The organism is Intrasporangium flavum, assembly GCF_001956915.1.
Classification (GTDB): domain Bacteria; phylum Actinomycetota; class Actinomycetes; order Actinomycetales; family Dermatophilaceae; genus Monashia; species Monashia flava.
Genome location: NZ_MLJO01000004.1, coordinates 34322 through 59907, shown reverse-complemented (window position 1 = coordinate 59907; position 25586 = coordinate 34322). Strand labels below are relative to the sequence as shown.

The 25586-nt window shown below is 72.3% G+C and carries 17 protein-coding genes and 1 tRNA gene; 9 read left to right on the top strand and 9 right to left on the bottom strand.

Annotated elements, in window-relative coordinates; translation table 11 throughout:
* Positions 1 to 62: 62 nt before the first annotated feature.
* Both BIV28_RS04170 and metG read right to left on the bottom strand, forming a co-directional pair.
* Complete coding sequence (locus BIV28_RS04170; protein ID WP_076259577.1) at positions 63 to 962, bottom strand: TatD family hydrolase; 900 nt, start codon at positions 960 to 962, stop codon at positions 63 to 65.
* Positions 959 to 2833 (bottom strand): methionine--tRNA ligase, encoded by a 1875-nt coding sequence (metG, locus tag BIV28_RS04165; RefSeq protein WP_076259575.1) that lies wholly within the window; start codon positions 2831 to 2833, stop codon positions 959 to 961. Before metG ends, BIV28_RS04170 begins: the two co-directional genes overlap by 4 nt.
* A 159-nt stretch (positions 2834 to 2992) precedes the next feature.
* Between metG and BIV28_RS04160 the strand changes: the two genes are divergently transcribed.
* Positions 2993 to 3424, top strand: coding sequence for an SRPBCC family protein (locus BIV28_RS04160; RefSeq protein WP_076259573.1), 432 nt, complete (start codon positions 2993 to 2995; stop codon positions 3422 to 3424).
* A 105-nt stretch (positions 3425 to 3529) separates the two neighbouring features.
* Here BIV28_RS04160 and BIV28_RS04155 read toward each other — a convergent pair whose 3' ends face one another.
* Positions 3530 to 3958, bottom strand: coding sequence for an OsmC family peroxiredoxin (locus BIV28_RS04155; RefSeq protein ID WP_076259571.1), 429 nt, complete (start codon positions 3956 to 3958; stop codon positions 3530 to 3532).
* Positions 3959 to 4171: 213 nt separating this feature from the next.
* Positions 4172 to 5011, bottom strand: a complete 840-nt coding sequence (rsmI, locus tag BIV28_RS04150) for a 16S rRNA (cytidine(1402)-2'-O)-methyltransferase (protein WP_076259569.1) — start codon at positions 5009 to 5011, stop codon at positions 4172 to 4174.
* Between the two features lie 184 nt (positions 5012 to 5195).
* Between rsmI and ppc the strand changes: the two genes are divergently transcribed.
* The gene (ppc, locus tag BIV28_RS04145; RefSeq protein WP_076259567.1) at positions 5196 to 8033 is read left to right on the top strand and encodes a phosphoenolpyruvate carboxylase; all 2838 of its coding nucleotides are present in this window, start codon (positions 5196 to 5198) and stop codon (positions 8031 to 8033) included.
* Between the two features lie 4 nt (positions 8034 to 8037).
* On the opposite strand, the gene BIV28_RS04140 is transcribed toward ppc, so the two are convergent.
* Positions 8038 to 9015 carry a helix-turn-helix transcriptional regulator gene (locus tag BIV28_RS04140; protein ID WP_076259565.1) on the bottom strand — a complete coding sequence of 326 codons (978 nt, stop codon included), beginning with the start codon at positions 9013 to 9015 and terminating at the stop codon, positions 8038 to 8040.
* Between the two features lie 61 nt (positions 9016 to 9076).
* Here BIV28_RS04140 and BIV28_RS04135 point away from each other — a divergent pair, with 61 nt between their 5' ends.
* Together BIV28_RS04135 and BIV28_RS04130 are read left to right on the top strand one after the other, a co-directional pair.
* Positions 9077 to 9655: a DinB family protein gene (locus BIV28_RS04135; RefSeq protein WP_207555763.1), complete on the top strand. Its 579-nt coding sequence runs from the start codon at positions 9077 to 9079 to the stop codon at positions 9653 to 9655.
* 93 nt (positions 9656 to 9748) lie between these two features.
* A complete protein-coding gene (locus BIV28_RS04130; protein ID WP_076259564.1) occupies positions 9749 to 10357 on the top strand; it encodes a DinB family protein in 609 nt (202 codons plus the stop codon).
* Positions 10358 to 10729: 372 nt separating this feature from the next.
* On the opposite strand, the gene BIV28_RS04125 is transcribed toward BIV28_RS04130, so the two are convergent.
* The 3 genes from BIV28_RS04125 to BIV28_RS04115 form a co-directional block, all read right to left on the bottom strand.
* A complete protein-coding gene (locus BIV28_RS04125) occupies positions 10730 to 11113 on the bottom strand; it encodes a hypothetical protein (protein ID WP_083707023.1) in 384 nt (127 codons plus the stop codon).
* A 146-nt stretch (positions 11114 to 11259) separates the two neighbouring features.
* Positions 11260 to 13569 (bottom strand): immune inhibitor A domain-containing protein, encoded by a 2310-nt coding sequence (locus BIV28_RS04120; RefSeq protein ID WP_076259562.1) that lies wholly within the window; start codon positions 13567 to 13569, stop codon positions 11260 to 11262.
* A gap of 132 nt (positions 13570 to 13701) precedes the next feature.
* Positions 13702 to 14439 (bottom strand): dienelactone hydrolase family protein, encoded by a 738-nt coding sequence (locus BIV28_RS04115; RefSeq protein WP_076259560.1) that lies wholly within the window; start codon positions 14437 to 14439, stop codon positions 13702 to 13704.
* A gap of 35 nt (positions 14440 to 14474) precedes the next feature.
* Here BIV28_RS04115 and BIV28_RS04110 point away from each other — a divergent pair, with 35 nt between their 5' ends.
* From BIV28_RS04110 to BIV28_RS04100, 3 genes are all read left to right on the top strand, one after another.
* Positions 14475 to 15311 carry a CPBP family intramembrane glutamic endopeptidase gene (locus BIV28_RS04110; RefSeq protein WP_083707022.1) on the top strand — a complete coding sequence of 279 codons (837 nt, stop codon included), beginning with the start codon at positions 14475 to 14477 and terminating at the stop codon, positions 15309 to 15311.
* 32 nt (positions 15312 to 15343) lie between these two features.
* Positions 15344 to 16939, top strand: coding sequence for a dolichyl-phosphate-mannose--protein mannosyltransferase (locus tag BIV28_RS04105; RefSeq protein WP_076259557.1), 1596 nt, complete (start codon positions 15344 to 15346; stop codon positions 16937 to 16939).
* Positions 16940 to 17030: 91 nt separating this feature from the next.
* Entirely contained in the window at positions 17031 to 22955 is a 5925-nt protein-coding gene (locus tag BIV28_RS04100; protein ID WP_076259555.1) for a PKD domain-containing protein, read from the top strand.
* A 96-nt stretch (positions 22956 to 23051) separates the two neighbouring features.
* On the opposite strand, the gene BIV28_RS04095 is transcribed toward BIV28_RS04100, so the two are convergent.
* A complete protein-coding gene (locus BIV28_RS04095) occupies positions 23052 to 24743 on the bottom strand; it encodes an HNH endonuclease (RefSeq protein ID WP_083707021.1) in 1692 nt (563 codons plus the stop codon).
* A gap of 242 nt (positions 24744 to 24985) precedes the next feature.
* On the opposite strand from BIV28_RS04095, the gene BIV28_RS04090 reads away from it, so the two are divergent.
* Positions 24986 to 25061 (top strand) — tRNA-Ala (locus BIV28_RS04090).
* Between the two features lie 184 nt (positions 25062 to 25245).
* On the top strand, positions 25246 to 25581 hold the full coding sequence (locus BIV28_RS04085; protein ID WP_076259551.1) for a YnfA family protein: 336 nt from the start codon (positions 25246 to 25248) through the stop codon (positions 25579 to 25581).
* Positions 25582 to 25586: the final 5 nt, after the last annotated feature.

The window sequence follows — 25586 nt, the reverse complement described above, 5'->3', positions numbered from 1 at the left end:
ACCGTCAGGTCAAGTTTCGGTAACGACGCCGCATGTCGACGCGCGGTTCGATTCGTCGTGCGCTAGACGGTTTGTCCCGCTTCCGTCGCGGCGCCGCCGACCCCGGCCGGGGCCCACGACCCGTACACCTGCTCGCTGTTGCCGGACACCGCCCGGCACAGCGTCGGCACGTCGACGTTGAGCACGCCGGCCATGGCGCGGAGGGTCACCGGCACGAGGTAGGACGCGTTCGTCGCACCCCGGTGCGGGCTCGGCGCGAGGTAGGGCGCGTCGGTCTCGACGAGGAGCCGGTCGAGGGGCGTCGCGGCGAGGGCGTCGCGCAGCCCGCGGGCGTTCTTGAAGGTCACGGTGCCGGCGAAGGACAGGAAGTAGCCGCGCTCGACGCACCGCTGGGCCATCGTGGCGTCGCCGGAGAAGCAGTGCAGCACCGTGCGCTCGGGCGCGCCCTCCTCCTCGAGGATGCGCAGGACGTCGTCGTGGGCGTCGCGGTCGTGGATCTGCAGGGCTCGGCCGGTGCGCTTGGCGAGGTCGATGTGCCAGCGGAAGCCGTCCTGCTGCACGGCGACCCCCTCGGGCCCGGTGCGGAAGTAGTCGAGACCGGTCTCGCCGATGACACGGACGCGCTCGTGCGTGGCCAGGCGCTCGACCTCCGCGTACGCCTCCTGGAGCCGACCGGCGGCCGCGAGGCGCGGAACCTCGTTGGGGTGCAAGGCGATTCCGCCGAGAAGCTCCGTGAAGCGGTCGATGGCCTCGATGGTGAAGGCGATGCCCTCAAGGTCGCAGCCGACCTGCACCATCCGCGTCACGCCGACCTGCCGCGCCCGCGCCACCGCCTCCGCGACGTCGAACGGCTCGTCACCCTCGCGCGTGATGTCGAGGTGGACGTGGTTGTCGACGACGTCGATCGGCAGCGGGTCGGGCTGCTCGGGCAGGCCGCGGTGCCCCGAGGAGTGCGGGCTCATGCGCCGGCGTCGGCGTCGGGGTCCTGCTTCTCGTCGGGCTCATCGGGCGCGTCGGTGTCGGGGGTCCCGCCGCCGAGGCGTCCGCGCTCGGCCTCGATGACGGCCTCCGGGTCGAGCTTGACGAAGACACCGGTCGGCTTGGCGATGGGCGTGCCGACGACGACCGGGCGCGACTCCCAGCGCGGCGTCGCCGAGTACTCCCCCGTGATGACCGGGTAGGAGCGGCTGTCGTCGTCGAGGTCCTCGACGACCTCGAGCCGCGGCATCGGCATGAAGTCGCCGGCGCCGCCGAGCACGGCGTGGACGCGGTTGGCCGCGTGCGGCAGGAACGGCGAGATCAGCGTGTTGAGGTCGCTGACCGCCTGCACGAGCGTGTGCAGCACCGTGGCGAGCCGCTCGCGCTCGTCCTCGCCCTTGAGCTTGAACGGCTCGGTGCGCGAGACGTACGCGTTGGCCTCACCGACCAGGCGCATCACCTCGCCGAGCGCCGCCTTCTGCCGGTGCCGCTCGAGCGAGGCCCCGACCGTGGCGAACCCGCCGCGGACGGCCGCGAGCAGCTCCTCGTCGACCGGCTCGAGCGGACCCGGCTCGGGGACCTGCCCGAAGCTCTTGGCGATCATCGCCGCGGTGCGGTTGACGAGGTTGCCCCAGCCGGCGACGAGCTCGCTGTTGTTTCGCTGGACGAACTCGGCCCAGCTGAAGTCGGCGTCCTGGTTCTCGGGGCCGGCCGCGCAGATGAAGTAGCGGATCGGGTCGGGGCCGTAGCGGGCGACGATGTCCTGGACGTAGATGACGTGCTTGCGGCTCGTCGAGAACTGCCTGCCCTCGAGGGTGAGGTACTCGCTCGCCACGACCTCGGTGGGCAGGTCGAGCACGCCGTACGGCCCGGGGGTGCCGCCCTTGTCGCCCTTGCCGGCGTAGCCGAGCAGCTCGGCCGGCCAGATCTGGCTGTGGAAGGTGATGTTGTCCTTGCCCTGGAAGTAGTACGACAGGGCCTCGGGGTCGTTCCACCAGTCGCGCCAGCGCTCCTCGTGGCCGGGCCCGAGGCGGCGGGCCCACTCGATCGAGGCCGACAGGTAGCCGATGACGGCGTCGAACCAGACATAGAGGCGCTTGTTCGGGTTGTCCTCCCACCCGGGCAGCGGCACCGGGATGCCCCAGTCGATGTCGCGCGTCATGGCGCGCGGGCGGACGTCCTTGAGCAGGTTCTTGCTGAACTTGATGACGTTGGGGCGCCAGCGGCCGGAGGCCTCGCGCTCGTCGAGCCACTCGCCCAGCGCGTCGGCCAGCGCCGGCAGGTCGAGGAAGAAGTGCTGGGTCTCGACGAACTCGGGGGTCTCGCCGTTGATCTTGCTGCGCGGGTCGATGAGCTCGTCGGCGTCGAGCTGGTTGCCGCAGTTGTCGCACTGGTCTCCGCGGGCGTCGGGGAAGCCGCAGATGGGACAGGTGCCCTCGATGTAGCGGTCGGGCAGGGTGCGGCCGGTGGAGGGGCTGATCGCGCCCCTCGTCGTCTGCTCGATCATGTAGCCGTTGGCGTGGACCTGGCGGAAGAGCTCCTGCACGACGGCGTAGTGGTTGCGCGTCGTGGTGCGCGTGAACAGGTCGTAGGACAGGCCGAGGTCGGTGAGGTCCTGGGCGATGACGGCGTTGTACTTGTCGACGAGCTCCTGCGGCGTCAGGCCCTCCTCCTCGGCGAGGACGAGGATCGGCGTGCCGTGCTCGTCGGTGCCCGAGACCATGAGGACCTCGTGGCCCGCCATCCGCATGTACCTGCTGAAGACGTCGGAGGGCACGCCGAAACCGGCCACGTGGCCGATGTGGCGCGGGCCGTTGGTGTACGGCCAGGCGACGGCAGACAGGACGTGACTCATGCCGTGAATCCTAGGCACCCGGCGGACCGGGCCGCGCACGAGTTCCCGCGGCACCCGCGTCCGGCCCGCGTCCGGCCCGCGTCCGTCCCGCGTCCGTCCCACGTCGGCGGTGTCGGGAACCTTCAAGGCGCGGACGCGTCGGGCGGGTATGACGGAGGCATGACTGGACACGTGGCAAAGGCGCAGGTGGCGGTCGACGCGTCCCCCGGACGGACGTGGCAGACCCTGACGGACCCGGACCGGGTCAAGGAGTGGATGGCCGGCACGACCCTGACGACCGACTGGTCGGTCGGCGGACCCATCACGTGGGCGGGCGAGATGGACGGCCGCCCCTACGAGGACAAGGGAGAGGTGCTCGAGGTCGACGAGCCGCGACGGCTCTCGGTGACGCACTACAGCCCGCTCATGGGCCAGGAGGACCGGCCCGAGAACTACCACACGCTGACCTACACCCTCGACGGCGAGGGCGAGGGGCCGACGACCGTGGCGCTCGAGCAGGACGGCAACGACTCAGCGGAGCAGGCCGAGCAGTTCTCGCAGAACTGGCAGTCGATGCTCGAGGGCCTCAAGAAAGCCGCCGAGGGCAGCTGAGTCACCGGAAACCGTTGTGACAGCGACGAACCGGCGCTCTCCGTCGAGGAGAGCGCCGGTTCGCGCGTCACTGCGTGATCGGCCGAGGCCGACGCGCCACTCGCGTCATTCGGTGAAGCTGACCTCGAGGCTGATCGGCACGGCCTTGAGCGCCTGGCTCACCGGGCAGCCCTCCTTGGCGGCCTGCGCGGCCTCCTCGAACTGGGCGGCGGTGAGGCCCGGGACCTTGCCGGTGACCGTGAGCACGATGCCGGTGATGCCGGTGCCGGGCTGGAAGGTGACGGCGGCCTGGGTGTCGATGCTCTCCGGCGGCGTGCCGGCCTGGGCGAGGCCGTGCGAGAGGGCCATCGAGAAGCACGTCGAGTGCGCGGCGGCGATGAGCTCCTCCGGGCTCGTGCGACCACCCGGCTCCTCGGCACGCGAGGCCCACGTGACCTCGTGGGTGCCGAGGTTCGAGGACTCGAAGGTGACCTGGCCGGCCCCCTCCATGAGCGAGCCCTCCCAGTGCGCGGACGCGTTGCGGATCGTAGCCATCCCTGCTCCTTGCCTTGTGTCGGCGGTGTCGACGGTGTCGACGGTGTCATCGGCGGGCCGGCGGTCGGCGCCGGCCACCGTGGTCGGCAACGTCGTGTGACGTCGCCCTGTTCCACCTCGTACCCTCTCGCGGCACCGGGACGCGACGCCACGGGTGCCCACCGGGTGGCGGGACGCGTCGGGCGATGGGTTCGGGCGATGGGGTCGGGCGCGTCAGCCCCGGGCGACGGCGGCGTCGTAGAGCGCCTTCTTCGACAGCCCGCTCTCGGCGGCCACGGCACCGGCGGCGTCCTTGAGCCGCTCACCCTCCCGGACGCGTCGGCGCACCTGCTCGACGGCGTCCTCGACCGAGGCGACCCGGCGCGGTGCGCCGCCGACGACGACGGTGATCTCCCCCTTGACGCCGTCGGCCGCCCACTCGACGAGCTCGGCGAGGCTGCCGCGCCGGACCTCCTCGTAGGTCTTGGTCAGCTCGCGGCACACCGCGGCCGGCCGGTCGGCGCCGAACGCCTCGCGCATCGAGGCGAGGGTGTCGGCGAGGCGGTGCGGGGCCTCGAAGAAGACCATGGTGCGGCGCTCGTCGGCGACCTCCGCGAGGGCGCGGGCCCGCTCGCCGGGCTTGCGCGGCAGGAAACCGTCGAAGCAGAACCGGTCGACGGGCAGCCCCGACACCGCGAGCGCCATGAGGACGGCGCTCGGTCCGGGCACGCAGGTGACGCGGACGCCGGCCTCGACCGACGCGGCGACGAGGCGGTAGCCGGGGTCGCTCACCGAGGGCATCCCGGCGTCGGTGACGACGACGACGCGCTCGCCGGCGACGAGCCGCTCGACGAGCTCGGGCGTGCGACTCGCCTCGTTGTGCTCGTGGTAGCTGAGGACGGCGCCGCGCGGGGTGACGCCGAGGTCGGTGAGCAGGCGGCGCAGGCGCCGGGTGTCCTCGGCGGCCACGACGTCGGCGTCGGCGAGCTCGGCGCCGAGGCGGGGCGCGGCGTCGCGCGGGTCGCCGATGGGGGTGGCCGCGAGGACGAGGGTGCCGAGGGTGCCGGTGCTCATGGCGCCATCCTCGCAGGGCGAGGACGGCGTCCCCTTCAGGAGAAAGTGCCCACTCGACAGGACGGGGCCCGGCCCGGCTCCCCCCCGGTCGAGTGGGCACTTTCCCGGCGCTCTCCTGTCCAGATTCCGTCCCCCATCGTGGACCGGTAACCCCTCGGAAACCTCTTCGGGGTACCACTGAGCCATGAGCACCCAGGACCGGGCCACCACCGAGCAGCTCCTCGAGGCCGACCGCCGCGAGCCGAACGTCGCGACGTTCGCCGGCGGCGTCTCCTCGGCCCAGCAGCACGCCGCGCTCCGGGCGTCGGTGCGCCAGCTCGGCACGCTCCTCGGCGAGGCGCTGACCCGCCACGAGGGCCCCGACCTGCTCGCCCTCGTCGAGCAGGTCCGCGGCCTGGCCCGCCAGCCTGAGGACGACGAGCTGCGCGCGGTGCTCGAGGGCGTCGACCCCGCGACCGCGGTCGTGCTCGCGCGCGCCTTCACCGCCTACTTCCAGCTCGTCAACGTCACCGAGCAGCTGCACCGCTGGCAGGAGCTGAGCGCCGTCGACGAGGGCCCGCTCGCCGCGACGGTCCGGCGCATCGGCGAGGCGCTCGACGCCGGCAGCCTCGAGCGCGAGCAGCTCGACGACGTGCTCGCCCGCCTCGAGTACCGGCCCGTCTTCACGGCCCACCCGACCGAGGCCACGCGCCGCACCGTCCTCAACCTCATGCGTCGGATCGCCGTGACCGTCAGCGAGCTCGAGGACCCGCGCCGCCCGGCCACCGAGGGCCCGCGCGCCGAGCGCCGCCTCGCCGAGCTCGTCGACATGCTGTGGCAGACCGACGAGCTGCGGATCGTGCGCCCGGAGCCCACCGACGAGGCCCGCACCGCGATGCACACCCTGCGCTTCCTCGCCGGGCAGGTCGTGCCAGACCTGCTCGCCGAGCTCGACCGCACCCTGGGCGGCATCGGCGTCGAGCTGCCGGCGTCGGCGCGGCCGCTGCGCTTCGGCGCCTGGGCGGGCGGTGACCGCGACGGCAACCCCAACGTGACGCCCGAGGTGACCCTCGAGGTCATCGGCCTGCAGCACGAGGCCGGCCTGAGCGAGCTCGTCGAGAAGCTCGACCACATGCTCCACGAGCTGTCGAGCTCGACGCGGTTCGTCGAGGTGACCGACGCCCTGCGCGAGAGCCTCGAGCGCGACGCCAGGGCCCTGCCGGTCACCTACGACACCGTGCGCCGGCTCAACGCCGAGGAACCCTACCGGCTCAAGCTCAGCTTCGTCCGGGTGCGCCTGCTGCGCACCCGTGACCGCCTCGCGCACGGCACGGCCCACGAGCCGGGCCGCGACTACGCCACCTTCGACGAGCTGCTCGCCGACCTCGTCCTCATCCGCGAGTCGATGCTCGCCGGCGGCGACACCCTGACGGCAGACGGCGCGATCCTGCGGCTCATCCGCGCGGCGGTCGCCACCGGCACGGGCCTGGCCACCCTCGACGTGCGCGAGCACAGCGCCAAGCACCACGCCGCCCTCGCCGAGCTCTACGACCGACTCGGCGAGCTCGACACCCCCTACGGCACGCTCGACCACCCGGCCCGCATCGAGGTGCTCTCCCGCGAGATGGCCTCGCGCCGGCCGCTCACCGGCACCGGCGCGCACGACCTCGGCGAGGCCGCGTCCGCGTCGCTGTCGCTCATGTCGGCGATCGGCCGCGCGCTCGACACCTACGGCGACGAGTGCATCGAGACCTATATCGTGTCGATGACCCACGACGTCGACGACCTCTTCGCCGTCGTCGTCCTGGCCCGCGAGGCGGGGCTCGTCGACACCGGCTCCCCCGAGTCGCCGGCCACCGCACGCATCGGCTTCGCCCCGCTCTTCGAGACCGTCGCCGAGCTCGAGGCCGCGGGCCCGCTGCTCGAGGCGCTGCTGTCCGACGCGTCCTACCGACGCGTCGTGGCCGCCCGCGGCGACGTGCAGGAGATCATGCTCGGCTACTCCGACTCGTCCAAGGACGCCGGGATCGCCGCGTCGCAGTGGCAGATCCACCGCGCGCAGCGGGCGCTGCGCGACATCGCCCGACGCCACGGCGTCGTGCTGCGGCTCTTCCACGGACGCGGCGGCTCGGTCGGGCGCGGCGGCGGCCCCACCGGCGAGGCGATCCTGTCCCAGCCCTACGGCAGCCTCGACGGCCCGATCAAGATCACCGAGCAGGGCGAGGTCATCAGCGACAAGTACACGCTGCCCGGCCTGGCCCGCTTCAACCTCGAGGTGGCCCTCGCCGCGGTGCTCGAGGCCTCGGCCCTGCACCGGCGCTCGCTGCTGCCGCAGGACGTCCTCGACGGCTGGAACGCCACGATGGACCTCGTCGCGGGCCGCGGCCAGGACGCCTACCGCTCGCTCGTGCGCGACCCCGGGCTCGTGCCGTTCTTCGTGTCGGCGACCCCGGTCGACGAGCTCGGCAAGATGAACATCGGCTCGCGCCCTTCGAAGCGTCCCGGCGGCGCCGGGGGCCTGGAGGACCTGCGCGCCATCCCGTGGGTGTTCGGCTGGACCCAGTCGCGGATCATCCTGCCGGGCTGGTTCGGCGTCGGCTCCGGCCTGGCGGCGGCGCGCGAGGACGGTCGGGAGAAGCTGCTGCGCGAGATGTACGGGTCGTGGGCCTTCTTCCGCACCTTCCTGTCGAACGTGCAGATGACGCTGGCCAAGACCGACCTCGACATCGCCGCGGGCTACGTGCGCGCCCTCGTGCCCGACGACGTCGCCGGCATCTTCGACACGATCCGCGCCGAGCACGCGCGCACCGTCGAGGAGGTGCTGCGGGTCACCGAGCAGGACGAGCTGCTCGAGTCGGCGCCGGTGCTGCGCCGCACGCTCGAGCTGCGCGACAGCTACCTCGCTCCCCTGCACGCGCTCCAGACCTCGCTGCTCGCCCGGTCGCGCGCCGTGCCCGACGACGTCGAGCCCGACGAGGACGTCCAGCGGGCGCTGCTGCTGACGATCAACGGCATCGCGGCCGGCCTGCGCAACACCGGCTGACGCGTCAGGCGGGGTCGGTGGTCGCGGCGCGGACCAGGCGCGCAGCCTGCTCGCGCATGACCTCGCGCAGCTCGGGCGGGTCGAGCACCGTCATCTCCCAGGGGAGGACGGCCAGGTGCATCGCCATCCAGCCGAGGTGGTTGCCACCGGCCTCGAAGATGCAGTGCGAGCGGCCGTCGGCCGTGACGGTGCCGACCGACGGCGGGATCTGCTGCTCCACCACGGACCTCGACGCGTGGATGCGCACGCGGCAGACGTGGTCGTAGGCGTCGCGCGAGATCGACCGACGCACGTGCTCGGCGGCGTCGGGGGCATCGGCCCGCGGGCGGAACCGCCAGCCGCGGGACTCCGCAGCGCTGATCCGGTCGAGCCGGAAGGTGCGCCAGTCCTGCCGGTCGAGGTCGTAGGCGAGCAGGTACCAGCGGCGGCCGGTCGCGACGAGGCGGTAGGGCTCGACGCGGCGCTCCCCTGCGCCGCGCGGTCCGTCGTAGGCGAAGATGACCCGCTCGGTCTCGCGGCAGGCCCGCGCGAGGACGAGGAGCGTCGACGCGTCGACCGGTGAGGTGGTGCCGTCGAGCGTCACGGTGGCCTCGTGGATGGCCTCGACCTGCGAGCGCAGCCGCGCGGGCAGCACCTGGTCGAGCTTGGCCAGGGTGCGGACCGCGGCCTCGCCGAGGCCCTCGACGGTGCCGCCGGCCGCGAGTCGCAGGCACACGGCGATGGCGACGGCTTCGTCGTCGTCGAGCAGCAGCGGCGGGAGCCGGCGCCCGGCCCCGAGCTGGTAACCGCCACCCGCGCCGTGCGCCGCGTTGACGGGGTAGCCGAGCTCGCGCAGGCGGTCGACGTCGCGCCGCACGCTGCGGGTGGTGACGCCGAGCCGCTCGGCCAGCTCGGTGCCGCTCCACACCGGACGGCTCTGGAGCAGGTCGAGCAGCCGGAGCACGCGGGCGGTCGTGCCGTTCCCGTCGCTCGTCGTGGACATGGCCCGAGTCTGCCAGCCACTGCGGACAGTTTCTGTCCTATATGGCTGCCACGATCGAGTCATGACACAGACGACGCGCACCACCATCGACTGGAACGAGACCCTCGTCGAGCAGGCCGACTGGCACTGGAAGAACCAGCTGCGCGCCCGCTTCGAGGGGCTCACCGACGACGAGTACCTCTGGGAGCCCGTCCCGGGCGCCTGGAACGTCCACCGCCGCGGCGAGGGCAGCACCGAGATCCAGGGCGGCACCGGCGCCATGACCATCGACTGGGCCTACCCCGCCCCCGAGCCGACGCCGGTGACGACGATCGCCTGGCGCCTCGCCCACGTCATCGTCGGGGTCCTCGGCGCGCGGGCCCACAGCCACTTCGGCGCCCCCGAGGCCGACTACTTCACCTTCGACTACGCCGCGACGGCCGACGAGGCCCTCGCCCAGCTCGACAGCGCGTACGCCGCGTGGTTCGACGGCGTGCGCAGCTGGGGCGCCGAGGGGCTGGCCGAGCCGTGCGGTCCGGCCGAGGGCCCGTTCGCCGACGCCTCCCGCGCGACGCTCGTGCTGCACATCAACCGCGAGCTGATCCACCACGGCGCCGAGATCGCCCTGCTGCGCGACCTCTGGGCCCACCGCACCACCTGAGCCCCTCCCGACCGCCGACACCCGACCGCCGACACCCGACCGCCGACACCCGCGGCCACCCGACGCCGCCACCCCACCGAGAAGGAGCTCCCCATGCCCGCACAGGTCCCACCCGTCGCCGACGAGCGCGACGGCCTCATCGCCTACCTCGACCAGCAACGCGACGCCTTCGCGGCGGCCGCGTTCGGGCTGACCGAGGAGCAGATCCGCCTGGCCCCCACCGCCGGCACGCTGTCGATCGGCGGCCTCGTCAAGCACGTCACGACGTGCGAGCGCGGCTGGACCGAGCGGATGGCCGCCGCTCCCGACGCCCCGACGCCGCCCGACGCGTCCGTGGAGGAGCAGGCGCAGGCGTGGGGTGACGACTTCAGGGTCACCGACGCCGACACCCTCGACTCGCTCCTCGCGGCCCTGGCCGCGCAGGGCGAGGTGACGCGCCGGGTGCTGCGGGCCGCGGACCTCGACGCCCCGGTGCCGGTGCCGCGCGACGCCCCGTGGTTCCCGCGCGACGTGCAGGCGTGGTCGGTGCGCTGGGTGGCGCTGCACCTCGTGGAGGAGCTGGCCCGCCACGCGGGGCACGCCGACATCGTCCGTGAGTCGATCGACGGCGCCACGATGTACGAGCTCGTCGCGGGGCGCGAGGGCTGGCCGGAGACGCCGTGGCTCAAGCCGTGGCGGGCGCCCGTGCCGACGCAGGCCTGAGGCCCGGGACGGGCGAAGGGCCCCTGGAAGTATGAGTTCCAAGGGCCCTTCTGGCGACCGGTCGTTGGTGACGCTCCCGGCCGACGACTCGGTTCCTTCGGTCCCGCCAGCCTCGTCACCCGGCTGCCGCGGTGGGTTGCCCCACCGTCTGGACCGTCGTCCCCGTTCCGTCCCGCTCTCCCCGAGGGGAGTGCGTGAGAGATTTCTATCCCGTCTTCCGCTGCCCCACAAGCGTTTTCGCGAAGAAAAGTCAACGTCCACAGGCTGGCGGCGTGTCGTCCACAGCAACGGGGTCGTCGTCCACACGGTCGACGCCGCTGTGCACAGGTTGTCCCCCGCCGCCTGTGGACACGGCGGACCGCGCCGCGGGTGTCAGGCGACGGACGCGACGACGGCCTCGAGCAGCCGGGCGGCCGCCTCTGCGTCCTCGGCCTCCGTCGGGTCGCCGGCCGCACGGCGGTGCCGCGCCGCCTCGAGGAGCGAGGCGACCTCCGCCGCGACGAGGGCGCGCTCGTCGTCCTCGCTCAGCTCCCGACGGTCCACCTCCGCCGCCCCGACGCCGATCGCGGCGGCAGCGACGTGCTCGGACCCCGTCACGGGACCGGGCCCGCCGGCCACGGCGTCCAGCGGGACGGCCTCGGCGTTGTCGAGCGCGGCGAGCGTCGTGCGCACCGCCGACACCGCGACCCGGTCGCGCTCACGCATCGCGGCCGTGAGGTGGGCGCGGAGGGCCAGGCGCAGGCGAGAGGTCGTCATGGCACCGACGCTAGGGCTGGACCGTCCACGGCGCCAACGCATTTGGCTCCCCCACGTCCGCCGTCCGGGGCCCCGCGGACGCGACGGAGGGGTGGCCGGCCCGCGCCGTCCACCCCTCCGCCCTCCCCTCCGGAGGTCTCAGCCCCTCACTGGTTGACCGCCACCTGCATGAACGAACCCTGCGTCGAGGAGGACACGACGCGGATCTTCGTGCCGGTCTTCGGCACCTGGACGCTGGACCAGCCGAGGTTGCCGGTCGACGCGTCGGGCGCGACCCAGTAGCTCTTCGTGTCGTCGAAGAGCGGGTTGGCCGCGAGACCGCCGTACGTCTGCCCGATCGAGCCCGCGTGCAACGTGATCCGGTCCGTCGGCTCGAGCCCGAAGGTCGAGTCGTAGGACTGGATGCGCGGCCGCCACACCTTGCCGTTGTCCGGCCGGAGGAGCATCCCGGGGTGGGCGTCGACCGGCAGGTAGAGGCCACCGCAGCGGCCCGCGAGGCAGGCGTCGCCGACGTTGTTGTCGGCGAACGAGGTGTCGTAGTACCAGACGAGCAGGCCGTCCTGGTACGGGAAGTGCTCGACCTGGTTCTGCAGGTTCGGGTTGTCGAGGAAGCCGAAGTTGTACGGCCCCGTCTTCAGACCACGGTCGTAGCCCTGGTAGTTGCGCAGCTCGGCGAAGTAGGCGTTGAAGTACTTCTTCGTCACCGACCCCGTCGTGCGCGAGAAGCCGGACAGCGTCCAGCCCGTGTCGGACTCGGCCCCGTCGACCGCCTGACCGGTGACGGCCACGTCATCGACGCCGAAGCCGGCCGGCGCCACGGCGCCGTCGGTCCAGTACCGGAACCCGAGGGTCACCGTCTGGCCGGCATACGCGGACAGGTCGGCCGTGAGGTCGGCCCAGGCGCCACCGGTCGAGCCGGTGATGCCGTTGCCGAAGTTCTGCCCGTTCGGGTTGGTCGACGTCGAGCGGCTGGTCGCCACGGGGTTGCCGTTGACCGTGAGGTAGGCGTAGTCCCAGTCCTGCTCGATGTCGTAGCGCACCTTGGCCGACAGCGAGACCGTGCCGGCCGGGAGCGTCACCGACTTCGTCATCGAGGTGTCGAGGTCGTTGCCCGAGCCCGAGTGGTAGAAGTACGAGCCCGCGTAGGGCGCGCCGATGTCGGTCGTGACGGCCTTGTCGGGCAGCATCGCGACGACCTGTTGCGCCTGCTTGGTGTTGGCCGAGGCCGGGCCGAGCTTGATCGAGGCCTTCTTGCCGTAGGGCACGACCGTGTAGTTCGACCAGCCGAGGAAGATCTTCTCGTAGGCCGACATCGGGATCGGCTCGCTGCCGATGCCGTCCTCGGGGCGGCCGCTGCTGCCGTAGGACCCGGACGAGTAGAGCGTCCAGAAGCCGGTCGAGTTCTCCGCGCCGCCGGTGTTGCCGGACGTGTCGTAGAGGTCGGGCAGTCCGAGGTCGTGGCCGAACTCGTGCGAGAACACGCCGACGCCGCCGTTCTCGGGTTCGACGGTGTAGTCGCCGATCCAGAGGTTGCTCGAGCCGATGCGCACGCCGCCGAGCTTGTTGAAGGCCGGCCCGGTCGAGCCGATGTTGTTGTAGAAGGCGTACCAGCGGTGCGACCAGATCGCGTCGGTGCCGTAGGCGCCGCCGCCGGTCTCCTCGCCCTCACCGGCGTGGATCGACTGGAAGTGGTCGATGTAGCCGTCGGGCTCGTTGAAGTTGCCGTCGTCGTCGTAGTCGTAGCGGTCCCAGACGTCGTACTTGGCGAGCTCCTGGGCGATCTGCGCGTCGGTCTTGCCGCTCGCGACCTCCCTTGCGTACCAGGCGTTCACCGAGTCCTGGACGAAGAGCCACGTGCGCGCGCAGGTGATGCCGCCGCAGTAGTTCGAGCCGTAGTACGCGGCGTTGTACGGCACCTGGACCCAGTCGGTCACCTCGCCGTTGACCGTGTACCGGTTCGAGCTCTGCTCCTTGTAGAAGTTGCGCATCGAGACGTCACCGGCGGTGTCGGAGAAGAGCAGCTTCTCGTAGTAGTCGCTCGAGAAGTCCGGGGCCCAGATCGTCGTGTTGTCGACCGACCGGTCGGGCTGCGGGATCTGGTTGTGCATCGGGCCGGGCAGGCCCCCGAAGCTGGTGCTCGACTGTGTGCCGAACTCGCCCGTGACGGTCCAGATCGAGTCCTCGCCCTCGCGGGCCAGCTCGACGTACTGGCCGCCCGCCACCTTCGCCACCTTGGCGTCGGCGGCCAGCTTGCCGGACAGCTTCATCTGGACACCCTTGGTGCGCAAGGAGTCCTGCTTCTTGCCGAGCGGGTGGGCCGGGTTGTCCCTGCCCTGCTGCGCGCCGGCCCCCTTGCCGTTCGCTGCGGTGACGGCCGAGGCCGCCGTGGTGTACGACCCGAGGGTCAGGGCGACGGCCAGAACCCCTGCCGGGACCGCCAGAACTCTCTTCCTCATGGATAAGCCCTTCGACGACGGACTCCCCCGAGCCGCCGGCGATGTCCGGCGCAAGCGCAGCGTAGGGCCGTGCGGGACCCGTTCGTGCAGGGATCGGTGAAGGTGTCCGTTGTACCCGGATTGTCCTGCCGCTCAAGGGGTCGAGCGGAGCCGCTCGCGGAAGAAGGTGCGCACGGCGTCGACGGCCTCGGGGTGGCGGTGGTCGGTCAGGGTGGCGTGGCCGTGCCCGTCGAGCTCGACGGCGAGGAAGCCGTCGCCGAGCTCGCGCCGCAGCGTGTCGAAACGGGTGCCGGTCACCCAGTCGTCGCGGTAGCGCAAGCCGAGCACCGGGCAGCCGGCGGCCACGCGGCGTCGCACGGCGTCGAGGTCGTCCGCGTCGAGGTTGACGTCGGCGGCCCGTCGGGCGCCCAGCGGCAGCGGCGTCGCGGGCTGGGCGACGACCGGCGCGACGACGACGGGGTCGACCATCATGGCCAGGGCGAAGCCGCCCGTGACGCACATGCCGAGCGCCCCCACCCCCGGGCCCCCGACGCGTCCGTGCAGGTCGCGCGCGAGGCTGCGCAGCCAGCCGGCGAGCGGGGCCGTCCGGCCGGTGGCGACCATCGTGAACTCCCGCGTGACGCAGAGCCGCGGCACGACCCGCACGGCCTCCCACGTGCGCGGCCGCGCGTGGGAGGAGCCGAACAGGTGCGGCATCGCGACGGTGAACCCGTCCTCGACGAGCTCGTCGCCGAGCTCGATGACCTCCGGCGTCAGGCCGGGGCTCTCGTGCACGAGGACGATCCCGGGGCCGGTGCCGCGCTCGTAGACCGGGTAGGCGAAGCCGTCCGCGGCGTGGTCGCCGCGCCGCCAGCCGGAGAGCAACGACACGTCTGGAACGTACCCACGATGACTACAGTGACGGCATGTCGTCCCCCGGTGCCCTGGCCCGGTTCCTGTCGCGCCCCTCACCGTGGGACCCCGTGCTCGTCGACGAGCCCGCGGCCCGGCGTTCGCTGCGCGGCGAGACGCTCCTCGTCCTCGGCGTCAGCCTCGGCTCCTCGGCCGTGTACGCCGTGCTGTCGATCGTCGAGAAGCTGACCCGCGCCGTGCCGCTGTCGCAGCAGACGACGGCGATGAACCAGTCCGCGACGCCCGACCGGCCCTGGCTCGACCTCGCCTACCAGCTGGCCAACATCCTGCTGCCGCTCGTGCCCGTGCTGCTCGCCCTGTACCTGCTGGGCCACGTGCGGCGCCCGTCCGTCGACGTGCGGGCCGGGCGCTTCGTCGGCCTGGACCGCACCGAGCCGGGCCGCGACCTGCTCCGTGGCGTCGGGCTCGCCGCCGTCATCGGCATCCCCGGCCTGGGCCTCTACCTGCTGGCCCGCGCGCTCGGCGTCAACACCAACGTCTCCGCGGCCAACCTCGAGGCCGCCTGGTGGACCGTCCCGGTGCTCGTGCTCGCCGCCGTCGGCAACGCGGTCCTCGAGGAGGTCGTCATGGTCGGCTACCTCTTCACGCGCTGGCGGCAGTCCGGCTGGGCCTGGCCGCTCGTCATCGCCCTGTCGGCGCTCGTCCGCGGCTCCTACCACCTGTACCAGGGCTTCGGCGGCTTCGTCGGCAACATCGCCATGGGGCTCATCCTCGGGCTCGTCTTCGTGCGCACCCGACGCGTCATGCCCCTCGTCGTGTGCCACACGATCCTCGACGTCGTCGCCTTCCTCGGCTACTCGGTGCTGCGCGCCCGCGGCATCTCCCTCTGAGCCGTGCGGCCGCACTGCATACGATGGCGCGCATGAACTCGACCCGGCAGGTGCGCGTCCGCCTGCTCGGGGACCCCGCCGACGACTTCCGCCTGACGCGTCGGGTCGCCGGACGCGTCGCGTGGCTCGGCTGGGCCGGCCCCCTGTTCTTCACGATCGTCGGCGGCTTCATGCGCTTCTGGCACGTCGGGGCGCCGCACCAGCTCGTCTTCGACGAGACGTACTACGTCAAGCAGGGCTGGTCGATGGTCCTGTACTGGTTCGAGATGAAGAACGACGAGGTGCTGCAGCAGGCCAACCAGGTCGACCAGCACTTCACCGCCAACGACCCGATGGTCTACGGCACCGAGGGCGACTTCGTCGTGCACCCGCCCGTCGGCAAGTGGCTCATCGGGTGGGGCGAGATGCCGTTCGGCATCCTCAACTCCTTCGGGTGGCGCTTCGCCGTCGCCCTCGCCGGCACGATCTCGATCTTCATGCTCGGGCGCATCGCGCGCCGCCTCTTCCGCTCCGACCTGCTCGGCACCGTCGCCGCCGCCCTGCTCGCCTTCGAGGGCCACCACTTCGTCCACTCGCGCACCGGCCTGCTCGACATCTTCGTCATGTTCTTCGGCCTCGCCGCCTTCGGGGCCCTGCTCATCGACCGCGACCGGGCGCGCGAGGTGCTGGCCCGCAAGGTCGGCGACCGACCCCGGGCCGCCACGACACGGCTCGGGCCGTGGCTGGGCTGGCGACCGTGGCGCTGGGTGGCCGGCGTCATGCTCGGGCTCTCGGCCGGCACCAAGTGGTCGGGCCTCTACTTCGTCGTCGCGTTCGGCCTGCTCACGGTCCTCTGGGACGTCGGCGCGCGCCGTGCAGCGGGGGTGCGCCGCTGGTTCTCCGGCGCCCTCGTCAAGGACGGGCCGTTCGCCTTCGTCCAGGTCGTCGGCACCGCGGTCGTCACGTACGTCGCCAGCTGGACCGGCTGGATCCTCACCCAGGGCGGCTCGTTCCGCACCTGGGCGGCGAACAACCCCGACACCCGCTACGCCTGGCTGCCCGACTGGTGGCGGTCGCTGTGGGCCTACCACCAGCAGATGTACGCCTCGACGCAGGCGATCACGTCCTCGCACCCGTACCAGACCAACCCGTGGTCCTGGCTCATCCAGGGCCGTCCCACGTCGTTCTTCTACGAGGGTCCCAAGAAGGGCGCGGAGGGCTGCCTCGTCGACCAGTGCAGCAAGGCGATCACCTCGATCGGCACCGTCTCGATCTGGTGGACGGCGACGCTGGCGATCTTCGTCCTGCTCTTCATGTGGGCGCTGCGGCGCGACTGGCGCGCCGGGGCGATCCTCTGCGGCCTCTTCGCCGGCTACCTGCCGTGGTTCTTCCTCGGCAACCGCACGATCTACTCCTTCTACGAGGTCGCGTTCGTGCCGTTCGTCGTCCTCGCCTGCGTGTACGTGCTCGGCCTGGTGATGGGCGGGCGCGACGCGTCGGCGACGCGCCGACGCGTCGGCCTCGGTGTCATCGGTGGGTTCGTCCTGCTGACGATGGCCCTCTTCGCCTTCTTCCTGCCGATCTACGTCGCCGACGTCATACCGCTGTCGGAGTGGCAGGCGCGGATGTGGTTCCCCAGCTGGGTCTGAGGGGCTGTCTGAGGGGCTACAGCCGATGACGTAGTCGGCCCTCCGCCGCGGACCGGTCGTACGGGGCCCGACGCGTCCCTAGCGTCGGGCCATGAACGTGGGGTCGCCGCTGTCTCCTGCCCGAAGCCCCCGCCGACGCGGTCGGTGGCTGGCCCGGGTCCTGCCGCCCGCCGTCGTCGCCGCGCTGGCGCTGCTCGTGGGGGCACCGGCCTCACCGGGCTGGGCCGACACCGCCGTCGACAACGTGCACTACACCTTCACCGGGTCGACGTCGGTGGCCATCGACTGGCGCGGCACGGCGAACGACGTCCGCTGGGGCACGTCGACCGACTACGGCCAGACCGCCACCGGCGTGGCGCCGGGGTGGACGCCGTGGGACTCCACCGGGCCCTTCTGGCAGCTCGAGCTGGGCGGCCTCGTGCCGGGCACGGAGTACCACTACTCGATCGGCGGCGGACCGGACTACACCTTCCACGCGCCTCCCTCCGCGAGCTCGAGCTTCCGCTTCGACGCCATCGGCGACGTCGGTGACAGCGTGCACTTCTCCCACCTCGGGGCGACCCTCGACAACATCAGTGCCGACGACCCGTCGTTCGTCCTCATGGTCGGCGACCTGACGTACGCGAACGGGACGAGCTCCTCGCTCTCGGCCGTCGCGCAGCACTTCAACGACGTCATGCGCTGGAGCACCCGGGCCGCCTACATGCCCGCGTGGGGCAACCACGAGTACGACGTCGCCGGCTCGGACGACCTGCGCAACTACAAGGGCCGGCTGCTCATGCCGCACGCGGCCGCGTCACCCGGGTCGCCGGCGATCTCCTCCGGGGGCAACGACTGGGGCTGGTTCGACGCCGGTCCGGTGCGCTTCATCGCCTACCCGGAGCCGTGGACGGGCGCCTGGAGCGACTGGCAGTCCAAGGCCGGCCCGCTGATGCGCCAGGCCCAGGACGACCCGAACATCAAGTACATCGTCACCTACGGCCACCGGCCCGCGTACTCCACCGGCTACCACCCGGGCGAGACCGGGATCGCCTCGATCCTCGACGGTTTCGGGCAGACCTACAGCAAGTACGTCCTCAACATCAACGGCCACTCCCACGACTACGAGCGCTTCCAGCCGATCCAGGGCGTCACCCACGTGACCGTCGGGGCGCCGTCCTCGGCGGAGACGCCGTGGACGAGCACCGACCCGCGCACCGCCTTCCGCACCTTCCACCTGTCGCACATGCGGGTCGACGTCGGCAGCACCGGCCTCAAGCTGCAGGCCGTGTGCGACGAGGCCGCCTCGCGCGACGACATGACGTGCACCGCGGGCAGCGTCATCGACGAGTACGTCATCGGCACCCCGCCGGTGATCCCGGTGGCCACCGACTACTACGTCGACAAGACCAGCCCGGTGTGCAGCGACGCGGGCAACGGCACGGCGAGCGCCCCGTTCTGCACCGTGACCAAGGGCGTCAGCCGCCTCCAGGCCGGCAACGCGCTCTACATCGGTGACGGCACGTACGCCGAGACGATCAAGCCGTCCGCGTCGGGCACCGCGAGCGCCCCCATCACCATCACGAGCTGGCCCGGGCGCAACCCCGTCATCGGCACCGGCGTGACCAACGGCGCGTACATCTCGACGAAGAGCTACATCTCCCTGTCCAACCTCACCTTCACCGGGACCACCGGCGACGGCATCTACGTCACCAAGAGCGACCACATCACGGTCCGTGGCAACACCGTCACGAACGCCGGACGTCCGGCGCAGAGCGCGACGGCGCCCGGCATCAGCATCCGCACGACGAACAACTCCCTCGTCGCCGACAACAACACCAACCACAACAGCGACACCGGCATCTACGTCACGAACACCTCGACCGGCAACACCGTGACGAACAACCAGTCGAGCTTCAACGCCCAGGGCTGGCAGCGCAACGCCAACGGCATCAACGTCACGAGCCCGGGGAACGTCATCTCGTCCAACGTGACCCACGACAACGAGGACTCCGGCATCCAGCTCTACACCGGCGGCAACAACAACCTCGTCACCCTCAACGTCACGTACAACAACGGCGACCACGGCATCGACGACCTCAACGTGACCGGCGGGACCATCGTCGGCAACACGGTCTTCCGCAACTGCACGAGCGGCATCAACCTCGAGGGAGCCTCCTCGGGCAGCTACCGGATCGCCAACAACATCGCGGTCGACAACGCCGTCTACCCCGCGTACGCCGGCATCAGCTGTGCGCGGCGCGCCGGCAACATCGGCGTCTGGGACGGGGCCCAGAACAGCACGCTCGTCGACCACAACCTCGTCTACCTCAGCAAGACCGGGGTCATGTACGCGTGGGGCACGACGTACACGAGCCTCGCCGCCATGCGCACCGTCTCCGGCCAGGAGGCCGCAGGCATCCAGGCCGATGCGAAGTTCACCGACCCGGGCGCGTGGGACCTCACCCTGCGTGAGGGCTCGCCCGCCATCGACCGTGGTGACAGCGGCGTGCCCGGTGCGCAGGCGGCCGACATCCTCGGCGCCCCGCGCGTGCGCGACCCGAACGTCACCAACACGTTCGCGGCCGGCCCGCGCCTCTACGACGACCTGGGCGCCTACGAGTTCCAGCCCGACCTGCCGCCGCCGGTCCAGCCGCCGGTCGCGGCCCTCGGCGTCACGCCGACGAGCGGCACCGCGCCGCTGCTCGTGAGCGCCGACGCGTCCGCCACGACCGACCCGCAGGGCCAGGCCATGACGTACACGTTCGACTTCGGCGACGGCACGACCCTCACCGGTCAGGCCTCCGCCGTGGCGACCCACACCTACGACACGGCCGGCACGGACACCGTCACCGTGACGGCACGCAACGCCTCCGGCCTCACAGGGACCGCGAGCCGCACCGTCGCCGTGGCCGCACCGCCGCCGCCCGTCCAGCCGCCCACGGCCGGCCTCGTCATGACGCCGAGCAACGGCACCGCGCCGCTGTCGGTCACCGCCGACGCGTCGGCCTCGAGCGACCCGCAGGGCCAGTCCCTGACGTACGCGTTCGACTTCGGTGACGGCTCGACGTCGGCCGCGCAGCCCTCGCCCACCGCGTCGCACGTGTACACCGCCGTCGGCACGTTCACGGCGAAGGTGACGGTCCGCAACACGAGCGGCCTGAGCACGACGACGACGGCGACCGTGACCACGTCGAACCCGCCCGTCGTCGTGCCGCCCACGGCCGCGCTCTCGGTGACACCGGCGAGCGGTGACGCGCCGCTGTCGCTGACGGCCGACGCGTCGGCCTCGAGCGACCCACAGGCGCAGACGCTCTCGTACGCCTTCGACTTCGGTGACGGCACCACCGTGCCCGCGTCGACGACCGCGACGGCGAACCACACCTACTCGACGCCCGGCAGCTACACGGTCACCGTCACGGTCACCAACACGTCGGGCCTCAGCGACAGCGCGGCACGGACGGTGTCCGTCACGACGCCGCCGCCACCGGTGCAGCCGCCGGTCGCGACGCTCGCGGTCACGCCGTCGACCGGTACCGCTCCCCTGGACGTGACGGCAGACGCGTCGGCCTCGACCGACCCGCAGGCACAGGCGCTCTCGTACGCCTTCGACTTCGGTGACGGCACCAGCGTGACCGCCTCCGCGACGGCCACCGCGAACCACACGTTCACAGCCGCCGGCACCTACCCGGTCACCGTGACCGTCACGAACACGTCGGGGCTGACCGCGACCGACACCCGGTCGGTCACGGTCTCGGGGCCGCCACCACCCCTCCAGCCGCCGTCGGCGTCGCTGACCGTGACCCCGTCGAGCGGCGACGCGCCCCTCGTGGTCACGGCGGACGCGTCGGGCTCGAGCGACCCACAGGGACAAGCACTCTCGTACGCCTTCGACTTCGGTGACGGCACCACCGTGCCGGCGTCGGCGACGGCCACGGCAGGCCACACCTACTCGATCCCGGGCAGCTACACCGTCACGATGACGGTGGCAAACACGTCGGGGCTGACCGCGACCGCCCAGCGGGCCGTCACGGCCGACACGCCGCCGCCACCCATCCAGCCGCCGACAGCGGCGCTGACCGTGACCCCGTCCAGCGGCACCGCACCGCTCGCCGTCACGGCCGACGCGTCGGCCTCGACCGACCCACAGGGACAGGCACTCTCGTACGCGTTCGACTTCGGTGACGGCACGACGGTGCCCGCGTCGACGACGGCGAGCGCCAGCCACACCTACTCGACGGCGGGCAGCTACGCGGTGACGGTCACCGTGACGAACGCGTCGGGCCTGACCGGCACCGACAGCCGCGGCGTCACCGTCACACCGCCGATCCTGCCGCCCGTGGCCTCGCTCACCGTCACGCCCTCCACCGGCACGGCTCCGCTCGGCGTCACGGCCGACGCGTCGTCCTCGACCGACCCACAGGGACAAGCACTCTCGTACGCCTTCGACTTCGGTGACGGGGTCACGGTGGCGGCGTCGTCGCTGCCCAGCACGACCCACACGTACTCGACGGCGGGCAGCTACACCGTCACCGTCACGGTGGGCAACACCTCGGGTCGCACCTCGACGGCACAGCGCACGGTCACGGTGTCGGCGCCGATCCGGCCGCCGACGGCCGCCCTGACGGTCACCCCGTCGAGTGGCACCGCGCCGGTCGGCGTCACGGCCGACGCGTCGGCCTCGACCGACCCGCAGGGCCAGGCCCTGACGTACGCGTTCTCGTGGGGCGACGGTGGCTCGACGACGGCGTCGGCCGCCACCACCGCGACGCACACGTACACGACCGCCGGCAGCTACACGGTGACCGTCACGGCCACCAACACGTCCGGACTCGTCGGGACCGCCACGCGGACCGTGAGCGTGGCGGCGCCGATCCTGCCGCCCACGCCGGCCCTCACCGTCACGCCCTCGAGCGGCGTGGCACCCGTGACGGTCACCGCCGACGCGTCGGCCTCCACCGACCCGCAGGGGCAGACAATGACCTACGGGTTCGCCTGGGGTGACGGCACGACGACGGCCGCCTCGGCCACCGCGACGGCCACCCACACCTACGCGACGGCCGGCACCCGGACGGTGACGGTGACCGTCACCAACACGTCCGGCAAGACCGCGACGGCGTCGCGCTCGGTCACGGTGACGGCACCGCAGGCGCCAACGGCTGCACTGACGGTGACGCCGTCCAGCGGCACCGCGCCGGTGACGGTCACGGCCAACGCGTCGGCCTCGACCGACCCGCAGGGCCAGAGCCTCACCTACGGTTTCGCCTGGGGTGACGGCACGACGACGGCTGCCTCGGCCACGTCGTCGGCCACCCACACCTACCCGACCGCGGGCAGCTACACGGTGACCGTGACGGTGAGGAACACCTCGGGCCTCACGAGCACCGCCCAGCGGACGGTGACGGTGACGGCACCGCTCCCCGGCTACGTCGGGACCATCGGCACCGTCTCGTCGACGTCGACGAGCACCAGTGGCGTCCTCACGCTCGCCGGGACGACGACGGTCCAGCAGAACCACACCGTCGTCCTCACCCTGCAGATGCGGACCCAGTCGACGAACGGCACGGTCGCCGCGACCGACACCGCCGGCAACACCTACACCGTGGCGCGGTCGGTGACGGTCAGCGGCGGACGCCTCGTCGTCCTCACGGCCCAGGCGATCGCGCCGCTGCCCACCGGAGCGAGGATCACGGTCACGTTCCCGAGCGCGACGACCTACCGGATGGTCGCCGACGACCTGGTGGGCGTCAGCCAGGTCGACCGCGTTGCGTCGGCCACGGGCACGAACCGGTCCTTCTCGTCCGGTTCGACCCAGACGACGAGGGCGGCCCGCGAGGTCGTGTTCGGGGCGGTGGCCTCGTTCACCTCCTCGAGCAACCCGACGTGGACCTCGGCCTGGACGGGGCTGACCCCGCAGGCGACGGGCAGCACCAACCTCGGCCGGGCCTACCAGCTGCCGACGTCGACCGGCACCTTCCGGGCCGACGGCACCACGTCGGGGACGTGGGCGGCCCTCGTGCTGACCTTCCGGCCATGAGTTCCGGGCGCCGCGTCGAACCCCTCCGGCGCGGCGTCCGGCATCGCCGGTCCGGTTTCGGGCCGGCGCGGCCGGCTGGTCGATCGGTCCGGTCGATCAGCCGGCCAGCTCGGTCTCGACCGTGCGGTAGAGCTCGAGGACCACGACCTGGCTCGTCGCCGCCGGTCGCCTCGGCGCCTGCGCGTGGGATGGCCCTTCTCCTCGGTCGGTGAGCGGCAGGACCGGTGGGGAGGTCGAGCTGTATCGCCGTCCGGTGGGGGTGGTGGTCTCGACCGTGTGGGGCGGGTCGTCGCCGTGGACGGGTGGAGGCTCGACGACGCGAGAGCGCCACCCGGGTTGTTCCTTGACGATGTTGCACCGCACGCACAGGCCCTGGCCGTTCGTGGCGCTCGTCGCCCCGCCGTTCGCATGCGGGACGACGTGGTCGAGGTGGGCCACCGGCGCGTCGCACCACGGGGTGCGGCAGGTGCCGTCGCGGGCGACGACGAACCGGCGCAGAGCCTCCGGAAACAGGCGACGCGTGCTCTCCATCGCGACGAGGGTGCCGGAGCGGGGGTGGGTGAACAGCCGCCGGACCCACACCTTGGCCGTCCTCGGCGACACCGCGTCTGCCGAGCCGTCCGAGCCGTCCGAGTCGCCCTGGCCGCCCTGGCCACCGCAGCGCGACGCGTCGGACGGGGAGTGGACAGCACGGGACAGCAGGTCGCGGGCCCAACCCGCGGGAACCGGACCGTAGCCGGGCACGTGGGCCGGGGATTCGTCACCGGCGAGCAGGGCGCGGTCCGTCATGACGACCTGGACCTCGACCGGGATGTCGACGGCCGTCGCCTGCCCGGTCACGAGCTCGACGAGCGTGTCGGCCATGACCTGACCCTTGCCACGCTCGTCGCCGAGAGCCTTGGCCGACATGGCGGCCCGGGTCAGGGCCGCATGAACGGCGACGGCCTCGGCGACCGGCAGCAGCGCGGTGACGAGTGCCATCGTGTCGGGGACGGGTCGGATCGTGACGCGTCGCTCCGCCTCGGCGATGCGGCACCGTTCGACGGCCGCCTCGGCGTCGAGCCGGTCGGCGCACGCACGGACGCGGCGCTCGAGCTCGCGGTCGCCCCAGCCGCCGACCCCGGCAGCCGCGTCGGCGGGGTCGAGGTGGGCGCCGACCACCTCGGCATCGACCCTCGACCGCACGGACGGCTGGAGGTGGCTGGTGACCCGGACGACGATCTCGGCACGTCGCTCGTTGAGGACCCCGGCCGACAGGGCCTCGAGCGTGCGAGGCAGGTGGCGCACCAGCGCGACGGCCGTCGTGGCGAGGCGTGAGCCCCGAGCCGGCGACTCACGACGGGCCAGGGCGACCTCGGCCGCGAGGCCGGTGCGTGAAAGCGTCAGACGCCGGGCCGACCGGGAGCGGGCGCCGTCACGGTCGCCGCCCGACGCAGCCCGTGGGCGTGGTCCCAGCGTGCCGGGCGCCTCGGGCTCCAGCTCGAGCGTGCGGGCGCGGTCGCGCGCCAGGACCCAGCCGTCGAAGTCGCCGGCGTCCGCGCACGCGCGCGCTTCGTGCCGCAGGCGTCGCGCGGCCTGCGCGCGGGACTCGACCAACCGCTCGGTCAGGCGCGCCTGGGCCGCCGCGCACGCGGCCTTCGCGACCTCGAGGGCGGCGAGCCCGTCGACGAGCGACGCGTCGTCGAGCGCTTCCGGCGCCAGGCCCGTGAGCTCGGCTTGCAGGGCGGCAGTACCCGCCTCCAGGCGGCTCACCACCCCAGCACCGCCAAGCTCTTGGCCTTCGAACATGTGTTCGATTCTACGCTTCTCGGGTCGGCAGATCAACGGTTACCCACATCGAGTTCGATTGCAGCGGAGAATGATTCGGTCAGCCGCCTCCCGGCCGACGGGCGCTCTGCGAAGGGCTGGGTGACCGGCTGTCACCGGTCGGCTTGCGCGCGACGACACGGCGGCAGCAGTGGAGGTCCAGCGAGGTGCCAGACCGATTGGATGCGTCGACGCGGCGAGTGTTATCGTTCCTTCCGCACCAAGGGGCTGTGGCGCAGTTGGTAGCGCGTCTCGTTCGCAATGAGAAGGTCAGGGGTTCGAATCCCCTCAGCTCCACCACACAGCAGAAGGGCCGTCACTCCGTGGCGGCCCTTCTGCTGTGCGATGGAGCTGGCCCCCGATTCGAGGAGGAGCCGGAGCGAAGCGGAGGCGACGGAGTCCCCTCAGCTCCCCAGGTTCCCCAGGCTCCCCCCGTCCTGCCCCTGGGCCCCGGGCCGGGCCGTGGCTCGGGCAGGATCAGGACATGACCGTGGCCCGCTCGCTGCTGCTCTTCGCCCTTGCCGCCCTCGCCGAGATCGGCGGCGCGTGGCTCGTCTGGCAGGGGGTCCGCGAGCACCGCGGCTGGGCCTGGATCGGTGCAGGCGTGGTCGCGCTTGGGCTCTACGGCTTCGTGGCGACGCTGCAGCCGGACGCCCACTTCGGGCGGATCCTCGCCGCGTACGGTGGCGTGTTCGTGGCGGGGTCGCTGCTCTGGGGCATGGTCGTCGACGGGTTCCGGCCGGACCGGTGGGACGTCGCGGGCGCGCTCGTGTGCCTCGTCGGAGTCGCGGTCATCATGTACGCCCCGCGGGGTGCCTGACGCGT

Excerpts from the sequence above, each read along its gene's own strand:
- BIV28_RS04170 (WP_076259577.1), bottom strand. The coding sequence starts at position 962 with ATGAGCCCGCACTCCTCGGGGCACCGCGGCCTGCCCGAGCAGCCCGAC.
- metG (WP_076259575.1), bottom strand. The coding sequence starts at position 2,833 with ATGAGTCACGTCCTGTCTGCCGTCGCCTGGCCGTACACCAACGGCCCG.
- BIV28_RS04160 (WP_076259573.1), top strand. The coding sequence starts at position 2,993 with ATGACTGGACACGTGGCAAAGGCGCAGGTGGCGGTCGACGCGTCCCCC.
- BIV28_RS04155 (WP_076259571.1), bottom strand. The coding sequence starts at position 3,958 with ATGGCTACGATCCGCAACGCGTCCGCGCACTGGGAGGGCTCGCTCATG.
- rsmI (WP_076259569.1), bottom strand. The coding sequence starts at position 5,011 with ATGAGCACCGGCACCCTCGGCACCCTCGTCCTCGCGGCCACCCCCATC.
- ppc (WP_076259567.1), top strand. The coding sequence starts at position 5,196 with ATGAGCACCCAGGACCGGGCCACCACCGAGCAGCTCCTCGAGGCCGAC.
- BIV28_RS04140 (WP_076259565.1), bottom strand. The coding sequence starts at position 9,015 with ATGTCCACGACGAGCGACGGGAACGGCACGACCGCCCGCGTGCTCCGG.
- BIV28_RS04135 (WP_207555763.1), top strand. The coding sequence starts at position 9,077 with ATGACACAGACGACGCGCACCACCATCGACTGGAACGAGACCCTCGTC.
- BIV28_RS04130 (WP_076259564.1), top strand. The coding sequence starts at position 9,749 with ATGCCCGCACAGGTCCCACCCGTCGCCGACGAGCGCGACGGCCTCATC.
- BIV28_RS04125 (WP_083707023.1), bottom strand. The coding sequence starts at position 11,113 with ATGACGACCTCTCGCCTGCGCCTGGCCCTCCGCGCCCACCTCACGGCC.
- BIV28_RS04120 (WP_076259562.1), bottom strand. The coding sequence starts at position 13,569 with ATGAGGAAGAGAGTTCTGGCGGTCCCGGCAGGGGTTCTGGCCGTCGCC.
- BIV28_RS04110 (WP_083707022.1), top strand. The coding sequence starts at position 14,475 with ATGTCGTCCCCCGGTGCCCTGGCCCGGTTCCTGTCGCGCCCCTCACCG.
- BIV28_RS04105 (WP_076259557.1), top strand. The coding sequence starts at position 15,344 with ATGAACTCGACCCGGCAGGTGCGCGTCCGCCTGCTCGGGGACCCCGCC.
- BIV28_RS04100 (WP_076259555.1), top strand. The coding sequence starts at position 17,031 with ATGAACGTGGGGTCGCCGCTGTCTCCTGCCCGAAGCCCCCGCCGACGC.
- BIV28_RS04095 (WP_083707021.1), bottom strand. The coding sequence starts at position 24,743 with ATGTTCGAAGGCCAAGAGCTTGGCGGTGCTGGGGTGGTGAGCCGCCTG.
- BIV28_RS04085 (WP_076259551.1), top strand. The coding sequence starts at position 25,246 with ATGACCGTGGCCCGCTCGCTGCTGCTCTTCGCCCTTGCCGCCCTCGCC.